Source organism: Pseudomonas sp. BIC9C, assembly GCF_034541995.1.
GTDB classification, from domain to species: Bacteria; Pseudomonadota; Gammaproteobacteria; order Pseudomonadales; family Pseudomonadaceae; genus Aquipseudomonas; species Aquipseudomonas fluorescens_CC.
On record NZ_JAWDGM010000008.1, the window covers coordinates 69079 to 89949 of the forward strand.

Here is a 20871-nt window from a genome sequence, read left to right on the forward strand (position 1 = left end):
ACTACCGGGCTTTGTTCTGAGAACCGTACTCAGAATCGGTAGTTGGTGCTCAATTCCAGAGTCCGTGGTGCACCGGGTGTGATCAGATCCACGGAGCCATGCGCCGAGGCGTAATAGTCCTTGTCGAAAACATTACGCAAACGCAGGGCCAAGTCCCATTTCGGCAGGTTGTAGAGCAAGGCTGCGTCCACCGTGGTGTAGGCCGGCATGACCACCTGATTATCCAGGGAGGTGTAACGGTCATCGACATAGTTCGCCCCCATGCCTACACGCCATTCCTGTGTCAAAGAGCGTACCAGCCACAGATTGGCACTGTGGCGCGGGGTCAGGGTCGGGGTCTGACCTTCGTTGGCGACACCGTTGGTACGGCTGTTGGATTGGGTGATCTCGGCATCCAGATAGGCGTAACCGGCATAGACCTGCCATTTGTCGCTCAACTGTCCGCTGGCGGTCAGTTCGAGACCATCGGTACGCTGCTCACCCGCAAGTACCAGTTTGCTCGGGTTCGCCGGATCGGTGGTTTTCATATTGGTGCGTTCCAGACGGAACAGCGCCGCCGTCAACGCCAGGCGATTGTCGAGCAGGTCCCATTTGCCGCCGATCTCGACGTTGGTGGTCTCTTCTGGTTCCAGGTCCTGGTTCGTCGTACTCAGGGCGAACATTTCAGCAGAAGGCTGGTAGGAACGACTCACCGAGACGTAATAGGACTGAACCTGATCAGGCTGATAAATCAGGCCGACTCGCGGCTCCAGGTGGTATCGGTTCGGGACAGGGAACTGTGCGTCAGGTCGTCGGAATATTCCTGGTCGAACACGTCATAACGCACGCCCAGCAGCGCCTTCCACTTTGGCGCCAACTCGATAAGATCCTGGACGTAGAAACCGGCTGTGTCCTGGGTATTGGTGCCCTTGGCAGTTTGCCGGTTGGCCTGGAACGGCACGTCGACCAGTCCATCGCGGTACACCGGTACTTGCGCCACGTTGTTCTGGCTGAACACGGACTGATCCTTGACCTGGCGCCCAAGTTCCACGCCATAGAGCAGGCTGTGGTTCATTCCCGCGAGCCTGGCCTGTTGCTTCAGCTCGGTCTGGTTGAACCAGCCATCCTCCTTGCGCTGCACATTGCCACGATTGAGCTTGACCAACAGTTCGCCGTTGGCGGCGGTGACGAAGCGTGTCGGGCTGGAATCGGCGAGTGTATTGTTGCGATCCAGGTCGTAGTGGTAGTAGCGGCTGGTGTTGCTCAGGCTGAAGTCGTCGTTGATCCGGTAGTCGATACCGGCCGTGAACGAAAACACCTCGCTGCGGGTGTAGTCGTCATCCGGGTCGGCAGCACCGAAGCGTTTGTCGCGGTCCACATCGACCGGACGATCGCCTCGCGCCGGGATGCCGAAGTCGATCAGGCGCCTGTCATACAGATAGCTGGCACCCAGGTTCAGCTCCAGATCGTCGGAGAGCTTGAAATAGGCCGAAGGTGCAATGGCCTTGCGGTCGATATAGCCGTCATCGCGGAAGGTATCGCTGTTTTCCAGCGCACCGGTCACCCGGAATGCCTTGTCGGTCTGCTGTTGATCGGCCCAGCCAGCGTCGAACTGCGTGCGCTTTTTACCCTCGCTGTCGAAGCTGACACCCACTTCCTGTTTGGGGGCGAAGTTGGGCTTTTTGCTGATGCTGTTGATCAGGCCACCGGATGAGCCGCGGCCATAGAGCACCGCTGCGGGCCCCTTGATCACTTCCACACGCTCGACATTGGACAGATCGCGGAAGTACAGGGCGTCGTCACGGATACCGTCGATGTACATGTCGCCGATGGCACTGAAGCCGCGGATGGTGACCTGATCGCGCTGGCCATCGCCATTGGACAGACCGATCCCCGGGACATTCTTCAGCACGTCTTCCATCGACTGCGCGCCCTGGTCCTTGATCACGCTCTGGGGAATCACGTTCACCGTTTGCGGAATATCGCGTAGCGGGGCATCGATCTTCAGCGCACTCCTGCTCTCGGTCGGCATATAGCTCTGCTCGTTGTACTCACTGGTTACGGCGGTTGCCGGCAGGGTCAGAGCAGGCTCGGTATCTGCCTGTAGATCAGGTACGACGAGAACGCCCAGCAACGACAGAGAGGCTGGGTAAATGCGCGATAGAGCCACCATGGACACCTTGTGTGTGAATTAGCGCGCGAATAATAACGATTATCTTTTGTAAGTAAATACATATCATTTCGATACAGGCGGCTGGCTCAAATCAGAACAATCGTCTCAACTTTCTCTATCGGCTGTACTTTCAGAGGGAGGTAGGTGCTTCGCCGCACCAGGTTTTGTTGGGGTACAGGCACTGTCGGCACGAACAAGGCATCGCGCCGACAGTGCAAATCTCAGTTGATATGGCTGCCCACGACTTCAACAATTCGCTGAGCAATATGCTCGGCGTGGGTCTCCAGCGCGAAGTGGCCAGTATCCAGCAACTCGACCACCGTATTCGGGTTGTCACGCCTGTAGGCCTCGGCGCCTGGCGGAATGAAAAACGGATCGCCCTTGCCCCAGATCGCCAGCGTTGGCACTTGGGTATCCCGGAAGAATTGCTGGAACGCCGGATACAGTTTCAGGTTGTTCTGATAGTCATAAAACAGATCGAGCTGGATGTCCTTGTTACCGGGCCGCTCCAGCAAAAGCGCGTCCAGATAATAACCCTCGGGTGCAATGAGTTCAGGGTCGCTCACGCCTTCCACATACTGCCAGCGTGTGCCTTCCAGGTGCAGGATGGCATCGTTGATCACCTGGCGATTGGCTTGTGACGGCTCGGCCCAATACACACGGATCGGCGCCCAGGCATCTCCCAGGCCTTCGAGATAAGCATTGCCGTTCTGCGAAATAATCGCGCTGACCCGCTCCGGGTAGGCCAGCGCCAATCGCAGGCCGGTGGGGGCGCCGTAGTCGAAGAAATACATCGCGTAACGCTTGAGTTCCAGCACATCGACAAACTGCCGGATCGTCTCGCCGATGGCATCGAAGGTGTAGACGTAGTTGCGTTCGATGGGAACCTCGGTAAAACCGAAACCGGGCAGATCCGGGGCAATCAGGCGGTACTTGTCTGCGAGCAGCGGGATCAGTTCTCGGAACTGGTGCGACGAGCTGGGAAAGCCGTGCAGCAGCAAGAGCACGGGTGCATCGACAGCACCCGCTTCGCGGTAGAAAACCTTGACGCCGTCGGCTTCGGCGAATTTGCAGGCAACGTTGGTGTGCTGGGGCGTGGCCATGGCTCATCTCCATTGTAACTTGTTAAATTAGTAATACTGGTTACACGATTCCATTTTGCACGAGTTATGTAACTGGTCAAATAATTTTTGTGGGTTACAATCTGCGCATTGATTCCCGGGAGATTGCCATGTCTGACTCAGTCACCACTTTTGTCCTGCCCGCGCCGCTCGTACTGGCCGACCACCCGGCGCTGGATCTGCTAAACACCCGAATGATGGTCGAAGGCCAGCGGCGCGACCTGCTCAACAGCGATGCCGACGTGGCGCGCTGGCTGGAGCAGATCGGTTTCGGTTCGGCGACGGAAGTGGCGGTGGGTGACGGGCATTTGCTCGATCAATTGCGCAAGCTGCGCGACTGCATCGAGAGCGGGCTTGTCGCCCGTCGAGAGAACCGCGCGGCTGATCCGGCGCCGCTGAATGCCTTTCTGCTGCGAGTAGTGCCGCAACTGGTGTGGGAGGAGGCGGGCGCGCCGGTGCTGGACTGGTTCCAGCAGGGTGATGCTGGCCACCAGCGTCTGGCCAGGCTCGCTTACGCCGCCGCGGAGTTGCTGGCCGAAGGCGATTTCAGCCTTGTGCGCAAATGCGAAAGCCCCGAATGTTCATTGATGTTTTATGACCGCACCAAGTCGCACAAACGGCGCTGGTGCAGCATGGCGCTGTGCGGAAACCGGCATAAGGTCGCCGAGTTCCGCAAGCGACGTCAAAGCGCTGCAGACTGAGGCCCACAACGCTTCAAGGTCAGCGCAACGATTTCTGGTAATAGAGGCGGGTATGTCCTGGTGGATAATCTTCCAGGCGTCCAAATTCGGAGTAGCCAAGCTTTCGATAAAAACCGGGTGCCTGAAAACTGAAAGTCTCCAGCCAGATACCAATGCACTGCTTTTTCTGCGCGACTTCTTCGGCCATGCGCATTAGCCGTTCTCCGATACCCCGGCCACGCATCGATTCGGGAACGCTGACGAGGTCGATGAGCAGCCATCGATAAGAGACCTTGCCGTACAGTCCGCCGATGACTTCGTTGCTGTCTGGGTCTCGTAGCAACAGCGCAAATGTTTCATGGGCGTCGTCTCCACCGTTGGCCAGGTTATGGGCCAGCAACGGGGTCAAAATTCCCAGCCGTTCTGCTTCACTCACATTGTTCGAAAACTGTATTTTCACAGGCATGGTGCTCTCCCTGAGCGGTGAGTAACTGGGTCAACAAGGTATCCCGTCCCTGTCACCCCTTGGTGAATCAGTGATTACATCACGTCCTCCGTTTTTGGCCGAATTCTGCTGATCACAACGGGCTTCTATCGACCGATTCTGTTGAAAAAGTAGCTCCCCTGTCTGGCCTGCGGCAAAATCTCTGCATTGGCCAGCAGGGAAGCACGCAGCATGATGGGACAGTTATCGAGTGGGCAGGAGCGGCTGTTTTACTCGTTCAACCTTGAAGATCACATTCCCGCCAATCACCTTCTGCGCAGCATTGATCGGTGTCTTGATCTGAACGACCTGCGCCATTACCTCGCCGATTTCTATAGCCCGATTGGGCGTCCGTCGATTGATCCTGAACTGATGATCCGCATGCTGATCGTGGGCTATTGCTACGGCATTCGCTCCGAGCGGCGGTTGTGCGAAGAGGCCCATTTGAACTTGGCGTATCGCTGGTTCTGCCGGTTGAACCTTGACGATGAAGTCCCCAACCACTCGACCTTTTCCAAAAATCGACACGGCCGCTTTCGGGACAGTGAGCTGTTTCGCTGGTTGTTCAATGAAGTGCTGCGTCGCTGCATGGACGCAGGTCTGGTTAAAGGCGAAGGCTTTGCCGTGGACGCCAGCATCATCAAAGCGGATGCGAGTCGGCAGCGCGGCGTACCGGGTGATGAACCGATCAACTGGAGCGATCCGGCCCTGAGCACCCGCGCCGTGCGTGAGTACCTTGAAGGCCTCGATGAAGAGGCTTTGGCCGAAACGCTACCGAAGCGCCTGTCGCTGACGGATCCTCAGGCTCGCTGGACCGCGGCTCCAGGCGGCCCAGCGTTCTACGCTTACTCCACGAATTATCTGATCGATACCGAGCACGGCGTGATCATGGATGTGGAACCCACACCGGCTCATCGCACCGCAGAAGTCGAGAGCACCAAGACGATGATCGATCGGGTTGAAGCGCAGTTCGACATCAAACCGGAACGCCTCATCGGCGACACCGCTTACGGCACAGCGCCGATGCTGGCCTGGATGGTGGAGGACAAAGACATCGAACCGCATGTGCCAGTGTGGGACAAAACTGAGCGCAAGAACGACAGCTTTTCGAGTAACGATTTCCACTGGAATGAAGAGGCTGAGGAATACCGCTGCCCGGCCGGCAACGTATTGCGCAGCGAATGGCGAGCCTTCAAGAACGAGCGTTCGCACGTCACCAAAGCCAACACCATCATCTTCCGATCCCGGCAGACCGACTGCGTTGCCTGTCCGATGAAAGCCAAGTGCTGCCCGAACACTTCGATTCGCAAGATCGTCCGCAGCGTCCATGAAGCCGCGCGTGATGTGGCTCGACGCATCGCAGCGACGCCGGCGTATCAGCGCTCTCGCCACGAACGTAAGAAGGTCGAAATGTTGTTTGCCCACCTCAAGCGCATCCTGAAACTGGATCGCTTGCGCCTACGTGGTATGAGTGGCGCGTCCGATGAGTTCACGCTGGCCGCCGCGGTGCAGAACCTGCGACGGCTGGCCAAATTTACCTCTCAAGGGCCACCTGCTACGGGATAGGTGCGTCTGCACGAAGCAAAAAACCTCAAATTAACCCAATAACCGAGCAGTAAAGGTTAACGAAGGGCCGAAAAACCACGCAACGTGGTGAATAGGTTCTCCAGAGGTGGCCGAGCCTGAGTTCAGGCGAGCTGAAAATCCGACTTTTTCAACACAATCGGCCAGAAACAGGCATTCGGTAGCCTCCAGGAAATCAGCGACAATTCATTTGGCATTGCCGGGGACTTCTTGTAACAAGGGCGATGGTGATCCTGTCCATGCCAGGAAAACATCGCTGCGTTCCGTGCCACATGCTTACGCCCGAGTGGCCTTTTCAAGACTGGGCAGCAAGGGACTGCCCGTCACTGATGAAGGGGTATGGACAGCATCCACCTGTACAACTTCAGGCTTCTGTTCTTCTACCTCGCCATTGAGCGCCTTGTGCATTTTAACCGTGTCCAGCGCCCCGACCCATTTGGCAATCGCCATGGTGCCGACACCGTTGCCAATGGTATTGGTGATTGCACGGGCTTCCGACATGAAGCGGTCGACACCCAGCAGCAGGACCATGCCCGCCACCGGAATGGTGCCGAGGGATGACAGCGTGGCCGCCAGAATGATGAAGCCGGAACCGGTGACACCCGCCGAGCCCTTGGAGGTGAACATCAGCACCGCCAGCACGATCAATTGATCGGTCAGGGTCAGTGGCGTGTTGGTCGCCTGGGCAATGAAAATCGCGGCGATGGTGTAGTAGATCGCCTGTCCGTCCGGGTTGAAGGTCAAGCCGGAGGGAATGATCATCCCCGCGACGGGTTTGGACACGCCAGCCTTTTCCATCTTGGAAATCATCTGCGGCAGCACCGATTCCGAGGAGCTGGTGCCCAGCACGGTGAACAGTTCTTCCTTGATGAACTTGAGGAACTTCCACAGGCTGAAACCGCTGTAGCGACAGATCGGCCCGAGCACGAAGATCACGAATACGGCGCAGGTCAGGTACACACAAGCCATCAGCTTGCCAAGCGAGAACAGCGAGCCAAAACCGTATTTGCCGATGGTGAATGCGATGGCGCCGAATGCGCCGATCGGGGCCAGGCGCATGACCATGTTGACGATGCGGAACATGCCCTGCATCAGGCTGTCCAGGGTGTCGACAAATGCTTTGCCGCGCGGACCGACGTGGGCCAGGGCGATGCCCAGCAGTATGGAGAACAACAGGATTTGCAGGACATTGCCCTTGGCGAAGGCATCGACAATGGTATCGGGAATGATGTTCATGACAAAGTCCATGAACGAGGCATGTTTCACCGCGGAGGTGTAGGTAGCCAGGCTGGAAGTGTCGAGGGTGGCGACATCGATGTTCATGCCCGCGCCGGGTTTGAACACATCGACCACCACCAGTCCGACCACCAGCGCCAGCGTCGACACCACTTCGAAATACAGCAAGGCGCGAAAGCCGACCCGGCCCAGTTCCTTCATGTTTTCCATGCGGGCGATCCCTGTGACTACGGTCAGGAAGATCACCGGTGCGAGGAGCATTTTGATCAGTTTGATGAAGGCGTCGCCCAAGGGTTTGAGCGCAGCTCCGGTTTCAGGAACGAACACTCCGACAATGGCGCCGAGGATGACCGCGATGAGCACTTGTACGTAGAGTTTGCCGAATATTCTTTTCATGACAGGGCCCTGATTTTTTATTGTTGTCAGGAAATGCCAAGGAGTCGGATCCAGTGATCTGCCCCTTGGCGTTGTGCCGCAGTACTACTTTGAATCGCTGAAAAACATCAGCGGTTGATCAACGCGATGACCGCATCCGTGATCTGGCGGGTGGTAGCCGTACCGCCCAGATCAGGGGTATGCAGACCGCTTTCGGTCACGGCTTCGATGGCTGACATCAGCTGTTTGGCCGCAGCGGCTTCGCCCAGGTGTTCGAGCATCATTGCCGCCGTCCAGAAGGTTGCAATCGGGTTGGCTACACCTTTACCGGTGATGTCGAAAGCCGAGCCGTGGATCGGTTCGAACATCGAGGGGAATTTGCGCGACGGGTTCAGGTTGGCGGTCGGCGCGATGCCCAGACTGCCGGACAACGCAGCGGCCAGATCGGACAGAATGTCAGCGTGCAGGTTGGTGGCGACGATCACGTCCAGGGTCGAGGGTTTGAGCACCATGCGCGTGGTCACGGCGTCCACCAGCTCCTTGTCGATCTTCACGTCCGGGAAGTCCTTGGCCACTTCGTAGAAGATCTCGTCCCACAACACCATGCCGTGACGCTGGGCGTTGGACTTGGTGACCATCGTCAGGTGTTTGCGCGGGCGGCTTTGCGCCAGTTCGAAGGCAAACCGGTGAATGCGCTCAACCCCTGCACGGGTGAATACCGACACTTCAGTGGCAACCTCTTCCGGCAGGCCCCGGTGCACACGACCGCCGTTGCCGGAGTACTCGCCTTCGGAGTTTTCTCGCACCACCACCCAGTCGATCTGGTCACCGTTGAGCAGTGGGCTTTTCACCCCAGGCAGCACGCGCGCCGGACGCACGTTGGCGTATTGATCGAAGCCCTGGCAGATCGGCAGGCGCAGGCCCCACAGGGAAATGTGATCCGGTACGTTGAGGGCTCCCACGGCACCGAAGAAAATCGCGTCGAAGGTTTTCAGTTCTTCCAGACCCCCTTCAGGAATGTAGTAACCGTTTTTCAGGTAGTTATCCGAATTCCAGTCGAAGTGTTTGAAATCCAGTTCGAAGCCGGATTTCTTCGACAGGGCTTGCAGCACCTCGACGCCTGCGGCGATCACTTCAACACCGATGCCATCACCTGGAACCGCTGCAATCTTGTATGCGCTCATGGTCAACTCCACTCTCGTAACGTTCTTGTTTTGCCTGTCGAACGGGCTGTTCAATCAGGGTGTGAGCGGAGTATATGTAGTGAACAAATAGGTGTGAGTTACTCAGAATCACTACATAAATAACTTTGAGTTACGAATGAGCCAGACTCTGGATTTGTCATTTTTCTACCTCCTGGCCAATAAAGGCAGCCTCGCTGCCACGGCGCGGGAACTGGGCATCACACCGCCGGCGGTGAGCAAGCGTCTCTCCTCGCTGGAGGCTCGATTGGGCATCCGCCTGGTCAATCGCACCACACGTTCAATGAGCCTGACTTCAGAGGGCGAACTGCTTTTCTCCCATGCCGCTCGCATCCTGACGCAGATAGATGAGGTCGAGCAGTTGATCAGCAGCAGTCGGGCTACGCCTAAAGGCCTGATACGGGTCAACGCATCGCTGGGGTTTGGTCGCCGTTACATCGGCCCGGCGCTGGGCGCGTTTTTCGCACAGTACCCGGAGGTGGAAGTGCAGCTGGAAATCAGCGATCACCCCCTTGACCTGACGACGCACGGGTTTGATCTGGGCATTCGTTTCGGTACGCTGCCGGACGCTGCCTTCCATGCACGCAAGATCGCGTCCAATCGCCGATTGTTATGCGCCTCACCGCTGTACCTGGAAAAACACGGCGTGCCGCAACGCCTCACGGATTTACAGCAACACAACTGCATCTTTCTGCGGCAGAACGAAACGCCTTACGGGGTGTGGAGCTTTACTAACGGTGGGCGTACACAAAACATCAAAGTCCGTGGCGCATTGGGCTGCAATGACGGAGAAGTGGCCCTGAACTGGGCGTTGGAAGGCCACGGTATTCTTCTGCGGGCAGAATGGGATATCGCCCGCTATGTGCGCAGTGGCCGCTTGCGATTAGTGCTGGAGGACCAGACACCAACTCGCGCCGATGTTTTCGCGGTCTACCCGCAACAGTTACACCTGTCGGCGCGAGTGCGCAGCCTGATCGATTTTCTGGTTGAGCGCTTCAAGCACATTGATCACCTGGACGAAACAGAACCTGCGTACGACTGAGCAGGATCAGCGAGGAGACGCTTTGGCAGGTGTGCTGGATACTGTGGCAGATTCCTGAATGTGTCCTGGAGCTTGCATGAAAGTTGGCGTGATTTCCGATACCCACGGCTTGCTGCGTCCCGAAGCGTTTGCCGCCCTGCAGGGGTGCGAGCGAATCATTCATGCCGGCGACATCGGTGCCCCGGTAGTCCTTGACCGACTGGCCTCTATTGCGCCCCTGCACGTCGTGCGCGGGAACAATGATCAAGACCTGGCATGGGCAGAACATCTCCCTGATTTTCTGCGTTTCGACCTCAACGGTTGGCAGGCGTTGTTGGTGCATGACATTGCCGATGTCCCGGTCGAACTGGAGACAGGCGTACAGCTGGTGATCACTGGCCACTCCCACAAGCCACGCATCGAGTGGCGCGGGGAACGATTGTTTCTCAATCCCGGCAGCGCGGGGCGACGACGCTTCAAGCTCCCGGTGACGCTGGCGCTGCTTGAGGTATCGGCGACTTCAATTGAGCCCCGGTTGATTGACCTGTTGGAGTCAGCCCCGTAATGGGTTGAACCCTTCGTGATTTGAATCAGCGCAGCCAGCGTTTAAAAAACACAAATCAGATTACGTATGAAAAACCAGTGATCTGGCCTCCCGTTTGGCTAATCTCTCAAGGTTTATAGGTACGTCGTACTCTGGTGTCTAGGCTGCCCAGCGCAGCCCGGTGACGCTCAGCAGAATCAAGCCGACCCAGAACAACCGCCAAAGCGAAACCCCGTCACCGAGCCAATACATGCCGACGATGGCTGTACCGGCAGCGCCGATACCGGTCCAGACCGCATAGGCGGTGCCCACGGGCAGGACCCGCAATGCCATCGTCAACAAGTACAAACTGCTGGCCAATACCACTAAGGTGCCGGCCAGGATGCAGGGCCGATCCAGGCCATTTGCGGATTTCAATCCAACCGCAAAGGCGATTTCCAGGAAGCCGGCGACAATCAGCAGTAACCAGGATGTGGTGTAAGTCATTCGACAAGACCTGTGTTGGCAAAAAAAAGCGAGCCGGTCAAGGCTCGCCAAAGGGAGGTAAACGTCAGTTCGCCAACAGTTTGCCGCTGAACAGACTGGCCAGGGTTTTCACGGTCAACACAAACAGGGCCACAGTGAGGAACAGCAAGATCACTGCCGCGATGGCCGTCAGCAACGTGCTGTCCTGGGCATGGGCATACTTCAGCGCAGCATTGCTCAGGGCCGCGATGGGAAAGCTGATTGCCCACCACGAAGGGGCAAAAGGCACATCGCGACGGAACACTTTGAAGCTCAGTACCACGAACAGGAACAGGCCGAAGTAGAACAACATGCTGGCAAATCGGTCGATCTCGCCGAACACGTTGGTGTACGCCAGGAAACCGACTTCAAACGGTGCAATCAAGACCATCAGTGAAGGCACCATGCCTTTGGCCAGAGCGGCCTGATGCACCAACCGCGAAAAGATCCGGGTAAAGAAAACCAGTGCCAGCACCGCACCCACGGCAAGCGCAAACAGGTTGAACTCCGCAGCCCAGGCCATGGGCATGTGCGCACCGGTTACCGCGATATCGAGGGTGGCAACGCCCGGAATCAGCCAGGCGGGTACGGCATTGAGTTGATCGTGACTGCCCGACAACAGGCGCGAAACCACCAGGCCGGCAAGCAACACGGTCAATACGCTGCCCAGTATCCAGAGTGCCTGTCCAAGCAGTTGGCTGTGGGGCGCTGCCACTGCGGAAAGCAGCAGCAGGGCGATGGTGACGGTGCCGAAAAAATTGCTGGCGACCGGATGGTTGAATTCGGCCCGTACCGCTTCGGGATGCTTCACCCACTTGCTGAGGTAGCCCAGCGTCAGCAACACGAATACCAGACCGGCAAATGCGCCAATCGCTTCACCCAGCAGGCCTCCGACGCCGTAATGCTGAGCACTCAAGCGCCAGGCGAGGCCCAGGCCGGCCAGGCCCATGACTGAACCGAACAGATTGATGGGCAGGTTCTTGATGGACGTCTTGCTGGTCGATACTGATTGAGCTGCAGCGACGTTGGGGGTGTATGCAGTGTTCATGGGTGTCTCCCGTTTGACTGAATTTGCTGTTAGAGCTATTTTCAGCCAAACAGTCGCTGGCTGAAATAGTACGCTTCCGACGTATTCAGCCAATGATTCGACGAGGACAGACATCATGCGCATAACCCTCCTGGCATTCCCCCGCGTGCAGCTGCTGGATGTGGTCGGTCCGGCTGACGTCTTCGCCGAGGCGGCCAGACAACTTGGCAATCCACGCGCCTACCGGGTCGAAGTCATCGGGACCGACAAAGGGATGATCAAAGGCTCAAGCGGTCTGAAGCTCGGCATCGACGAGACCTTCGAAACCTATAAAGGCCGGATTGACACGTTGCTCGTGGCCGGCAGCCCGCACATCGACGAGATTGCCCTGAACCCCGCATTGCAGGAATGGCTGCGACAACAGGCGAAATCAGTGCGCCGTATCGGTTCGGTCTGCAGCGGTGCCTTCCTGTTGGCTGCTGCGGGCTTGCTCGACGGGCGCCGTGTTACCACTCACTGGAATTCCAGCGCGAAACTCGCAAGGGAACATCCCCAGGCCCACGTCGATCCCGATAGCATTTTCATCAAGGACGGCAACCTCTACACCTCGGCGGGCGTCACCGCCGGCATGGACCTGGCCCTGGCGCTTGTCGAAGAGGATCACGGTAGGGAGCTGGCGCTCAGCGTTGCCCGTGAAATGGTGATGTTCTTCAAGCGACCTGGCGGACAATCACAGTTCAGCGCGCAACTGGCAGCGCAAACCGCCGAGCGGAGTGTGATCAGGGATGTGCAGGAGTATGTCGTGCAGCACCTGAAGGCCGATTTGAGCGTACCCATCCTGGCCGCACGCGCCGGCATGAGCGAACGCAACTTTGCCCGTACGTTCAAGGCCGAAGCCGGTTCGACGCCGGCCGAGTTTGTCGAACTGGCCCGCATCGATGCGGCCAGACGGCTGATTGAGGAGTCGGACGTATCACTCAAGCGCTTGGCCGATACCGTCGGCTATGCAAACATTGATGGGTTCAGAAGGGCGTTCATGCGGCGTCTCGGGGTGGGGCCGAGTGATTATCGCAAGCGGTTTTCAACTGGGTGACGGGGAAGGGGGTCATCGTCAAAACGTCATCAGGCACTTCGGTGCCTGATGACCGCTCCTGGCCGATTCTGTTGAAAAAGTCGGCAATGGTTTGGGCATCAGAAAAGTACGCGTCCGAGATTGAAATCTTTACTTTTGGCAGAGGCTTCCGGACTCGGATTTCACGTAGCAGCGTGCAAAAAAGGCGTTTTCACCAGTCAATGATCAGGCAGTTTGGGCAGACCGACTTTTTCAACAGAATCGGCCGGGTGCAGTCACTCCGGCGCCATCAACACCGCGAGCGTCATCTGATGAACTCTTCATTGCGGTCAATTGCTTCCAGGGCGTCGCGCACGTTTTCGGCGACCTCAGCTGACCCGCGTTGCTCGACCCAGTCGGAGAGTTCAAGAATTGCAGCCTCAAGGGCAAGCTGGTTTTCGTTGATTTTGAAAAGCAGGGAAGGGAGTAGGTCAGAACTTGGCTTAGCAGTTCCTCGGGTATGAGGTCAGCGTAGCACCAGACAGAAAAAGCAAAGCCCCGTAGGTTCGCGGCCCCGGGGCTTCTATTTTCGCCTACATCCCTTAATGTCGAGCGAACGTGGCGGCGAGACTACCAGCGATTTTTTGATGGTTCACTACTGCGAAAGATGGATTGTGTTCGGTCGGCAGGACGCCGGAGGAAGGTAAATTTCAGTTGTCTTGGATTGAACGGACTTTCGAGGAAAGGAGGCCTGGCGGTTGCAGGAGCTGAGTGCAACACCGCTATTGAGCTGATTTGAACATGCATCTGCATAGTATTTGACCAATCACGTATCAGGATTAAAGTCTTATTGTCTGTGAGTAGCGACACAATAAAGGTCAGCCCCGTCAGTCTTTGATCCGCAGCGACTGTCGTCACTCAGGCTCCTCAACGGCAAGTGCAGAAACGGAGTATTTCTCATGGTCAAATACCTTCGAATGATGGCAATGATTTCAATTCTCGCAATCACTGCGGGCTGCCAAATGGATCAATCAACTTCCGCCTCTGGTACAAAGGCTGTGGACGCTGCGATGGACCAGGAAGCGAAAGCGGCGTTACAGAGTTTGTACACCAATACACCGAAATCGCGCGCCCTGGCGCAGCGAGCCAAGGGTATCCTCGTTTTCCCGGATGTGGTGAAAGCGGGGTTCATCGCCGGCGCACACCATGGCAAAGGCGAATTGATCGAGAACGGCAAAGTCACGGGGTACTACTCGACTACAGCAGCCTCATACGGCCTTCAGGCAGGCGTGCAGAGGTTTGGGTACGTGATGTTCTTCATGAGTGATTCTGCGCTGAAAGATCTGAAAACTGGCAGTGGGTTTGAGGTTGGCGTGGGCCCAAGCATCGTGGTCGAAGATGCAGGCGTGGCCAAGTCGCTGACTACGTCAACGATTCAGTCTGATATCTATGCGTTCATCTTTGATCAAAAGGGCTTAATGGCTGGGGTGGGATTGCAGGGTTCAAAGATTAGCAAGCTCAGTCGCTGAGACCGTCGGCTATGCACCGAGCTGATTTTTGGGAGGGTGTTGGTTCGGCTGAGCACCGGGGATGGCTGGGCCAATTCTTGGGCCAATCTTTCGGGGCGGGTCGGGGGTAGTTCGGGGAATTGCGAGGGTTTGACGGCATTCACAAGCTGGCTACAACCCCGTGTTTCCCCGTGATGCCGTAATAATTAAATGTCACATCCACCCTCGGCGAAGGGCTGTAATCGATCCCAAGTTGACGGTGACGGCAGCCAAAAGCCAATCCCAAACAGGTAATCCGGCTAACCGCTTTTGGCCGAAATGAAAAAGCCCGCATGGGCGGGCCTCGGGACTCACAACGAACGGCGCTGCTCCATTAGCTGGTGAAAAGTCTAGATGACGTCTGCAAAGGCGCAAATCGACTGTGGATTCAACCGGTCAACACCGGCAGCTATGGGATGAAAGCCACCTCTTACGACTCGACTGCGTCGGCCAAAACCAATTGCTTGCGGCACGGAACCTCTCATCTTTGGCATGACGCACACGTCCACATTTTAAATGTTTAGCTTCGAAGCAGGAAAGGCGTCACCTTCGCTGATCGACACGGCGAAACGTGTGAACTGCGGCAAGCGGCGTTCCAACAGGCCATTCGTCTCACCAGGGGCTGTTGACGTTTCGCTCCGAACCGCCGCGATCAGGGAAACATGACCGCCGCCGCGAGATACAGCAGCAACGCCAGCTGCAACACCACGGTGAAACCCAGGTGGATCGCCAGCAGGGTCGCCAGCACGGCCGCCACCACCGATACGCTGGCGTTGACGCCCCAGGCGATCGGCACCAGTGCTTCGGCGCACGCGGAGACGCGCCCGAGTCCGAGCGGAAACGGCATGCCCATGGCGAACGCCAGCGGCGCTACCAGCGCGGCGCAGATGCCGAACCTGGCGAGGGTCTGCACCGGCGCCAGCAACTGGAACAACGGGGGCAGGACGATCAGGTAGAGCAGGACGATCGCGCAGATCGCCAGGACCGGACGCGCCAGCGGATGACGGGGCCCCACACCCGTTCCACTGCCCGCCCGCCGCCGGCCGGAGTAATGGCTGCCGAGGCCAGCGAAGATCAGGAACGCGCTGAGCGTTACCGCCACCGAATACAACGGGTGGCTGAGGAACAGGGTGAACTTCTGGATGAAGGCGATTTCCACGAACATGAAGGCGAAGCCGATGGTTGCGAAGTAGGACACGACCCGAAGTTCGAACCTGGCCAAAGCCGCATTTCGAGACCGCCGCTGGCGCCGCCGCGCCACCCATAGCGGCGCCAGGATCAGCAGCACGGCGGCCACGCCGGACTGCAGCAGCGTGGCGATCAGCACCGGATAGCCCCACTCCAGCATTGACAGGCCGCCCTGCGCCTTCAGCGCCAGCAGTTCCGGCAGCGAGCGCCACTTGAAGAAGTGGAAGAAATACGGCCGATCATCCGTGGTCGGACGCACGTCGAACTTGTAGCGCGCCAGGAACTCCGCGCGCTCGCCGGACAGCAGGGCCTGCGCCGCGTCGAAGAACCAGGGCCGGTCGAGCAGGTTGTAGCGGTTCGCCTCGGTCACGGTCATCCCGGGGTAGTAGGCCAGGTCGAAGGAGCGCGCCCGGCAGAACTCCCGCAGCACGGCGATGCCGGCGTCGTCGAAATCCCTGTTGCTGACCAGCAGCGTCGCGGTCTTCCAGCCGCGGATCATGACGATGCGGCGCGCCGCGCTGGCCTGCCCGTCACGCTCGATGGCCACGGCCGCGGTGGCCAGCAGCCTGGGAATATCGCGCGGCGGCAGGGTGACCCAGCGGGTGATGGCCAGCAGGCCGCCCGGCGCGAGATGGCGCAGGTACTCGGTGATGGCCTCCACCGTGTACAGGTAGTTCTCGGACAACGCATGCAGGCCGCCCGAGGCGGTGCCGAAGGAGTCCAGCAGGGCGATCTGGATCAGGTCGTAAGGCTCGCTGCGCGAAGCCACCAGGCCGCGCGCCTCGCCGATCAGCACACGGACGTTGGGCCCGCTGTACGGCTTGCCGGAGAAGTCGGCGAAGCGGCGCTGGACCAGATCGATCACCTGCGGGTTCAGTTCGATGGCATCCACCGCGCTGGCGCCGTGGTAGATCGCCTGCAGCACATCGGCGCCGGCGCCGCTGCCCAGCACCAGTACACGGGGTTGCCGCAGCAGGTGATAGGGCAAAGCCGAGGTCAGGTAGTCCAGGTAGGCGAGCGGCTCGCGGCGCCCGTCATAGCGGTTCAGCACGGAAAGGCCGTCGCCGTCGGTGAAGATGGCCAGTTGCACGGGCGGTTCCTGAGTCGCGTTGAGGCTCAGGCCCGGCGCGTGGCGCAGGGGAATGGTCGGGCTGTCGACGACCGTGAGCAGGCCCAGCGGACTCCAGGTCTGGGCGATTGCGCGCGCATCCTTGATACGCAGCGTCTGGCTCAGTTCCTTGTACTCGGAGGGCGACAGGGCGATCCAGCGCCCGGGCACGCCGGCGGGCACTGCGACCGCCGCCGCCAGCAGCAACGGCACGAGCCAGTGCCTGCGCCCGGTACAAGCCATGCCGGCCAGCGCCCCGGCGGCGATGCCGGTGCCACCCAGCAGCCGCAGCGCATCAACGGGCGTCAGGGCGAACAGCGCGGCGACGATCGCCAGGCTGCCCACGCCGGCGCCGAGAATGTCGAAAGCGTAGATCCGGTGAATCTGTTCCTGAAAGCAGGTGAAGGTCAGGCAGATGCACACCGCCGCGCAGAAGAACGGCACGAACAGCAGCAGGTAGATCAGCAGCAGGCGCGCCGGCTGCCGCGCGTCCCAGAGGATCTCGAGGGGATTGAACGGAACCTGCTGGGCCAGGCTGAAGCAGGCGATGGCGCTCAGCCCGAACAGTACAGCGCCGCCGATGAACACGCCGTGGAAGCGCGGCGCCAGCACAGGCCGTGCCAGCGCCACGGCGGTGCCGGCAGCGCCGTAGCCGAGCAGCGCGACGCTGATCATCATGTAGGCAAAATGATGCCACTGGATGATCGAAAGCAGACGCAGCAGCAGCACCTCATAGCCGAGCACGGAGGCAGACAGCAGCGCCAGGGCGAGCAACGGCGGCGAATGCATGTTCAACCGCCTCCGACCAGCGGCACGAAGCTCACAGGCAGCACCTGCCGGGTGGACACACTGCCATCACCGGCCTTCTCGATCAGCAGCAGGTACTGGACCATGAACGGCGCGCCGACCGGGATTACCATCCGCCCGCCGGCCTTGAGTTGGGCGATCAGTGGCGGCGGCACATGGCTGGCGGCGGCGGTGACGAGAATGGCGTCGTAAGGCCCGTGCTCGGGCCAGCCGTGGTAGCCATCGCCCAGCCGGGCCTGCACCTTTGCATATCCCAGCCGGCCCAGGCGCTCCCCGGCCTGCACAGCCAGCGGCTCGATGATCTCCATCGTGTAGACCGCCTGCACCAGCTCGGCGAGGATCGCCGCCTGGTAGCCCGAGCCAGTGCCGATCTCGAGTACCACGTCGCCGGGCCCGACCTGCGCCAGGTCGGTCATCAGGGCGACAATGTAGGGCTGGGAGATGGTCTGTCCGTAGCCGATCGGCAGCGGCCGGTTCTCGTAGGCGTAGGGCACCTCGTCGGGCGGGACGAACCTGTGGCGTGGCACCCTGGCCATCGCGGCCATCACCGGCGCGGAAAACTCGGCCCTGCCGGTGTCGTCGCGGGTGACGGACGACAGGTTGGCGATCTCCCGCACCATGGCGTCGCGCAACGGCGCGAACGGGTCGTCGGCATGCAGGCCGGCAGATGCCAGCGCCAGAGCGATGGCAGGCGCCAGAGCGATGGCAGGCGCCAGGATGCGCGTCAGGAGCATCACCGGCTTCACAATGACTCCTCCGCCTGAGGAATAGTCGAATCGTATGGCCGGCGGGCTGACTCGGCAAGTCGGGGTTCCGGCGACCAAACCAGGCTGCGGCGACTGCCTGAGAAAATATCGCAACCCGTCACTGCACTGATAGCACCCAGCCAGTTCAAGCGGTGATAAAAAGGTGAATGCGATTGTCAGCTAGTGGCCGATTCTGTTGAAAAAGTCGGTCTGCCCAAATTGCCTGATCATTGACTAGTGAAAATGCCTTTTTTGCACGCTGCTACGTGAAATCCGAGTCCGGAAGCCTCTGCCAAAAGTAAGGATTTCAATCTCGGGCGCGTCCTTTTCTGATGCGCAAACCATGGCCGACTTTTTCAACAGAATCGGCCGGTAGTTGCCTGTTTAAAGGACAGCTACCGACTGTGAATGCACCGGTCGAGGCAACACTCGTTCCGTGTATGTAAGATGAGTGATGCAGGCGTGGCTTGGCACTAGCGACGATAGTAGCGGCGATCGTCCTCGTAGCGGTATCGCATGTCCCGATCCTGGTGTCGCTCCCAATAACGATCGCGCTCGGCTTCTCGGCGGGCCTGCTCTCTACGCCACTGATCTCTACGCCATTGATCTCTACGCCAGTCGTCTCGGCGCCAATCATCTCTGCGATAGTGCCAACGGCCGTCATGCCAGTATCGGTCGTCATGGGCCAGCAACGTTCCTGTCTGCTTGCCGGCCATGCTGGCCAAGGTCGGCCAAGGGTTGTCGGCCGCCTTGACCGGAGCCTGAACGGCTGCGACTTCAGGGGCGAGAACAGGGGTTGGGGTCTTCATTGGTGTTGCTGATGCCGAGCCCACTGCGGCGAGCGCGAACAGGCCGAAGAGCACCATCCGTGGGTCATGGAATTTCATGAACGAAGACAACCTCTGATTGACAATTGGACGTGTGGCCATCTGGCTGCGGGTTCGCGCTTGCCGGGTGGATGGGCCTATCCACATAGACCGATAAATAGGGAAAAGTTCTAGAGAGCCGCTGTTTAAATAGCCGATGGCCCCAGTGTTCGGCGCCTTTGAGGTATTGGCCGCGACGGCCTTTACAGCGGGAACTTCAGGGTACTGGCCAGGTCAATAGGGGCCCTGTACCGCAGAAGGCGAACAGTGCTGGTGGCCTGTTTTCGGGCAGTGCCGTCCGAGATCAGTCGAGTCCGTCCCCTGATGCCAACCAAGATTTTTCTACCGGGTGTCCTTTTGGCGTTCTGCGCAGTCGCGTCGCAGTGTTCCGTTGCTGCCGAGCGTAGCGCGCCCACGCAAAGTAACCGCGCGTCTACCACCCTGATCGAAACCGCCTCGCGGCAGTATGAAAATGGCCAGCTGGACCAGGCCGCTGCCACGCTGGAGCGTGCCCTGCATATTCAACCGAACAATCCCGCGACGCTGCATTACCTCGGCGTGTTGCGTCTTCAGCAGGGGCAGTACCAACAGGCTGAAACATTGGCGCTGCGCTCGAACGTGCAGGTTGGAAGCAACGTCGAGTTACGCAACCGCAACTTCCAATTGATCCAGGCGGCCCAGCAGGCCCGGGCTTCGAATACCCCACCCCAAGCCAGAGAGGGCCTGGTTGCCGTACAGAAGGGGCAGGATGAGCAGATCCAGGATGCACAGTTGGCGCCTGTTGAACAACCGGCAGCGGACACTGGGCAACAAGCTGGCATTTTTGATCGGGTAAAGGCTGCGTGGGCATCGATTTCGCCGACGGCTGACAGACCACAGCCTGAAGTAGCAGTGCAAATGGCTTCCGTCGCGCCAGCGCCCGCGTACGATGAGGTTGTGATTCCCCGTGGCCATTTGCCGCCGCCGGGGAAATGCCGGATCTGGTTTCCCGATCGCCCGCCCGGGCATCAGCCGGCACCCGGTCGCTGCAAGAAGCTGCGACATCGGGTTCCGCCGGGAGCCTTTCTGTTGCACGGTTGAGGCTGCGGGCGAGCCGCTATTCAAGCAACTGATCGATCAACACCGCGTTGGTATAGATCAGGCTGCCATCGCTCGCACGGTGCCCCACCAGGTGAAACTGACCGCGTTCGTGGTGCAGATAGACGCGCATTTTACAGTCGGACAGCGGGGCGTATCCCTCGGGTATTTTCAAATCCATCGTCTCCATGTCGACATCGACCATGGCTTCAGGCTCGTGAGTCTGCTGCAAGCGCTCTTCGGCCTCCTCCAGACGGACATGGAGAGGTCCGTCGACGTAGAAATGGACTTCCCCCATCGGGGTGGATTTTGGGGCGCCGCTGGGTTTGCACCAGCCTTCGATCGTCAGGGCACTCATGACGAAACCTCCCATGTGGGTTGCCGGAATCTATTAGCTATCGTCCCTGATCATTGCGATCACTCATGTTTGACGACTGCACAAGGGCAGGGTTCGCACTTTGGGGCCGCTTCTGGCCGATCGCTGCCGTCCGCTGTCAGAAACCAAGTATAGCTGGCAACCGGAACTGCCTTGCCAGCCTCGCGGTACAAGC

At 59.0% G+C, this 20871-nt stretch carries 17 protein-coding genes and 2 pseudogenes; 7 read left to right on the top strand and 12 right to left on the bottom strand.

What is annotated here, in order from left to right; genetic code table 11:
• Positions 1 to 29: 29 nt before the first annotated feature.
• Positions 30 to 2152, bottom strand: a pseudogene (locus RS887_RS28005) (TonB-dependent receptor).
• A gap of 221 nt (positions 2153 to 2373) precedes the next feature.
• The gene (locus tag RS887_RS28010; RefSeq protein WP_322617929.1) at positions 2374 to 3255 is read right to left on the bottom strand and encodes an alpha/beta hydrolase; all 882 of its coding nucleotides are present in this window, start codon (positions 3253 to 3255) and stop codon (positions 2374 to 2376) included.
• Positions 3256 to 3383: 128 nt separating this feature from the next.
• On the opposite strand from RS887_RS28010, the gene RS887_RS28015 reads away from it, so the two are divergent.
• Entirely contained in the window at positions 3384 to 3974 is a 591-nt protein-coding gene (locus tag RS887_RS28015; RefSeq protein ID WP_322617930.1) for a CGNR zinc finger domain-containing protein, read from the top strand.
• A gap of 19 nt (positions 3975 to 3993) precedes the next feature.
• On the opposite strand, the gene RS887_RS28020 is transcribed toward RS887_RS28015, so the two are convergent.
• Positions 3994 to 4419 carry a GNAT family N-acetyltransferase gene (locus tag RS887_RS28020; RefSeq protein WP_322617931.1) on the bottom strand — a complete coding sequence of 142 codons (426 nt, stop codon included), beginning with the start codon at positions 4417 to 4419 and terminating at the stop codon, positions 3994 to 3996.
• Between the two features lie 210 nt (positions 4420 to 4629).
• On the opposite strand from RS887_RS28020, the gene RS887_RS28025 reads away from it, so the two are divergent.
• Positions 4630 to 6003 carry an IS1182 family transposase gene (locus RS887_RS28025; protein WP_322616531.1) on the top strand — a complete coding sequence of 458 codons (1374 nt, stop codon included), beginning with the start codon at positions 4630 to 4632 and terminating at the stop codon, positions 6001 to 6003.
• A gap of 294 nt (positions 6004 to 6297) precedes the next feature.
• Here the strand turns inward: RS887_RS28025 and RS887_RS28030 are convergent, their stop codons facing one another.
• Both RS887_RS28030 and RS887_RS28035 read right to left on the bottom strand, forming a co-directional pair.
• Positions 6298 to 7653 carry a dicarboxylate/amino acid:cation symporter gene (locus RS887_RS28030; RefSeq protein WP_322617932.1) on the bottom strand — a complete coding sequence of 452 codons (1356 nt, stop codon included), beginning with the start codon at positions 7651 to 7653 and terminating at the stop codon, positions 6298 to 6300.
• A 107-nt stretch (positions 7654 to 7760) separates the two neighbouring features.
• The gene (locus RS887_RS28035) at positions 7761 to 8816 is read right to left on the bottom strand and encodes a tartrate dehydrogenase (RefSeq protein WP_322617933.1); all 1056 of its coding nucleotides are present in this window, start codon (positions 8814 to 8816) and stop codon (positions 7761 to 7763) included.
• A 136-nt stretch (positions 8817 to 8952) separates the two neighbouring features.
• Between RS887_RS28035 and RS887_RS28040 the strand changes: the two genes are divergently transcribed.
• Entirely contained in the window at positions 8953 to 9876 is a 924-nt protein-coding gene (locus tag RS887_RS28040) for a LysR family transcriptional regulator (RefSeq protein ID WP_322617934.1), read from the top strand.
• A 76-nt stretch (positions 9877 to 9952) separates the two neighbouring features.
• Positions 9953 to 10420: a metallophosphoesterase family protein gene (locus tag RS887_RS28045; protein ID WP_322617935.1), complete on the top strand. Its 468-nt coding sequence runs from the start codon at positions 9953 to 9955 to the stop codon at positions 10418 to 10420.
• Between the two features lie 138 nt (positions 10421 to 10558).
• On the opposite strand, the gene RS887_RS28050 is transcribed toward RS887_RS28045, so the two are convergent.
• Entirely contained in the window at positions 10559 to 10885 is a 327-nt protein-coding gene (locus tag RS887_RS28050; protein ID WP_322617936.1) for a multidrug efflux SMR transporter, read from the bottom strand.
• 64 nt (positions 10886 to 10949) lie between these two features.
• Positions 10950 to 11951 carry an SLAC1 anion channel family protein gene (locus tag RS887_RS28055; protein ID WP_322617937.1) on the bottom strand — a complete coding sequence of 334 codons (1002 nt, stop codon included), beginning with the start codon at positions 11949 to 11951 and terminating at the stop codon, positions 10950 to 10952.
• A 115-nt stretch (positions 11952 to 12066) separates the two neighbouring features.
• On the opposite strand from RS887_RS28055, the gene RS887_RS28060 reads away from it, so the two are divergent.
• Entirely contained in the window at positions 12067 to 13023 is a 957-nt protein-coding gene (locus RS887_RS28060; RefSeq protein WP_322617938.1) for a GlxA family transcriptional regulator, read from the top strand.
• Between the two features lie 254 nt (positions 13024 to 13277).
• Here the strand turns inward: RS887_RS28060 and RS887_RS28065 are convergent.
• Positions 13278 to 13459 (bottom strand): annotated as a pseudogene (locus RS887_RS28065) (hypothetical protein).
• Between the two features lie 481 nt (positions 13460 to 13940).
• On the opposite strand from RS887_RS28065, the gene RS887_RS28070 reads away from it, so the two are divergent.
• On the top strand, positions 13941 to 14510 hold the full coding sequence (locus RS887_RS28070) for a lipid-binding SYLF domain-containing protein (RefSeq protein WP_322617939.1): 570 nt from the start codon (positions 13941 to 13943) through the stop codon (positions 14508 to 14510).
• 670 nt (positions 14511 to 15180) lie between these two features.
• Here the strand turns inward: RS887_RS28070 and RS887_RS28075 are convergent.
• The 3 genes from RS887_RS28075 to RS887_RS28085 all read right to left on the bottom strand — a co-directional run bounded on the left by RS887_RS28075 (position 15181) and on the right by RS887_RS28085 (position 19264).
• On the bottom strand, positions 15181 to 17613 hold the full coding sequence (locus RS887_RS28075) for an SAM-dependent methyltransferase (protein ID WP_322617940.1): 2433 nt from the start codon (positions 17611 to 17613) through the stop codon (positions 15181 to 15183).
• A 2-nt stretch (positions 17614 to 17615) separates the two neighbouring features.
• Positions 17616 to 18365, bottom strand: coding sequence for a protein-L-isoaspartate(D-aspartate) O-methyltransferase (locus RS887_RS28080; protein WP_416340017.1), 750 nt, complete (start codon positions 18363 to 18365; stop codon positions 17616 to 17618).
• Positions 18366 to 18850: 485 nt separating this feature from the next.
• Positions 18851 to 19264: a hypothetical protein gene (locus RS887_RS28085; RefSeq protein ID WP_322617942.1), complete on the bottom strand. Its 414-nt coding sequence runs from the start codon at positions 19262 to 19264 to the stop codon at positions 18851 to 18853.
• Between the two features lie 303 nt (positions 19265 to 19567).
• Here RS887_RS28085 and RS887_RS28090 point away from each other — a divergent pair, with 303 nt between their 5' ends.
• Complete coding sequence (locus tag RS887_RS28090) at positions 19568 to 20323, top strand: tetratricopeptide repeat protein (protein WP_322617943.1); 756 nt, start codon at positions 19568 to 19570, stop codon at positions 20321 to 20323.
• A gap of 16 nt (positions 20324 to 20339) precedes the next feature.
• Here RS887_RS28090 and RS887_RS28095 read toward each other — a convergent pair whose 3' ends face one another.
• Positions 20340 to 20678 carry a hypothetical protein gene (locus RS887_RS28095; RefSeq protein WP_322617944.1) on the bottom strand — a complete coding sequence of 113 codons (339 nt, stop codon included), beginning with the start codon at positions 20676 to 20678 and terminating at the stop codon, positions 20340 to 20342.
• Positions 20679 to 20871 lie beyond the last annotated feature (193 nt).

What these genes read in the sequence shown, in the direction of transcription:
- RS887_RS28015 (WP_322617930.1), top strand. Translation starts at nt 3,384, where the DNA reads ATGTCTGACTCAGTCACCACTTTTGTCCTGCCCGCGCCGCTCGTACTG.
- RS887_RS28050 (WP_322617936.1), bottom strand. Translation starts at nt 10,885, where the DNA reads ATGACTTACACCACATCCTGGTTACTGCTGATTGTCGCCGGCTTCCTG.
- RS887_RS28020 (WP_322617931.1), bottom strand. Translation starts at nt 4,419, where the DNA reads ATGCCTGTGAAAATACAGTTTTCGAACAATGTGAGTGAAGCAGAACGG.
- RS887_RS28010 (WP_322617929.1), bottom strand. Translation starts at nt 3,255, where the DNA reads ATGGCCACGCCCCAGCACACCAACGTTGCCTGCAAATTCGCCGAAGCC.
- RS887_RS28030 (WP_322617932.1), bottom strand. Translation starts at nt 7,653, where the DNA reads ATGAAAAGAATATTCGGCAAACTCTACGTACAAGTGCTCATCGCGGTC.
- RS887_RS28035 (WP_322617933.1), bottom strand. Translation starts at nt 8,816, where the DNA reads ATGAGCGCATACAAGATTGCAGCGGTTCCAGGTGATGGCATCGGTGTT.
- RS887_RS28070 (WP_322617939.1), top strand. Translation starts at nt 13,941, where the DNA reads ATGGTCAAATACCTTCGAATGATGGCAATGATTTCAATTCTCGCAATC.
- RS887_RS28025 (WP_322616531.1), top strand. Translation starts at nt 4,630, where the DNA reads ATGATGGGACAGTTATCGAGTGGGCAGGAGCGGCTGTTTTACTCGTTC.
- RS887_RS28090 (WP_322617943.1), top strand. Translation starts at nt 19,568, where the DNA reads ATGCCAACCAAGATTTTTCTACCGGGTGTCCTTTTGGCGTTCTGCGCA.
- RS887_RS28040 (WP_322617934.1), top strand. Translation starts at nt 8,953, where the DNA reads ATGAGCCAGACTCTGGATTTGTCATTTTTCTACCTCCTGGCCAATAAA.
- RS887_RS28095 (WP_322617944.1), bottom strand. Translation starts at nt 20,678, where the DNA reads ATGAGTGCCCTGACGATCGAAGGCTGGTGCAAACCCAGCGGCGCCCCA.
- RS887_RS28075 (WP_322617940.1), bottom strand. Translation starts at nt 17,613, where the DNA reads ATGCATTCGCCGCCGTTGCTCGCCCTGGCGCTGCTGTCTGCCTCCGTG.
- RS887_RS28080 (WP_416340017.1), bottom strand. Translation starts at nt 18,365, where the DNA reads ATGCTCCTGACGCGCATCCTGGCGCCTGCCATCGCTCTGGCGCCTGCC.
- RS887_RS28085 (WP_322617942.1), bottom strand. Translation starts at nt 19,264, where the DNA reads ATGAAATTCCATGACCCACGGATGGTGCTCTTCGGCCTGTTCGCGCTC.
- RS887_RS28055 (WP_322617937.1), bottom strand. Translation starts at nt 11,951, where the DNA reads ATGAACACTGCATACACCCCCAACGTCGCTGCAGCTCAATCAGTATCG.
- RS887_RS28045 (WP_322617935.1), top strand. Translation starts at nt 9,953, where the DNA reads ATGAAAGTTGGCGTGATTTCCGATACCCACGGCTTGCTGCGTCCCGAA.
- RS887_RS28060 (WP_322617938.1), top strand. Translation starts at nt 12,067, where the DNA reads ATGCGCATAACCCTCCTGGCATTCCCCCGCGTGCAGCTGCTGGATGTG.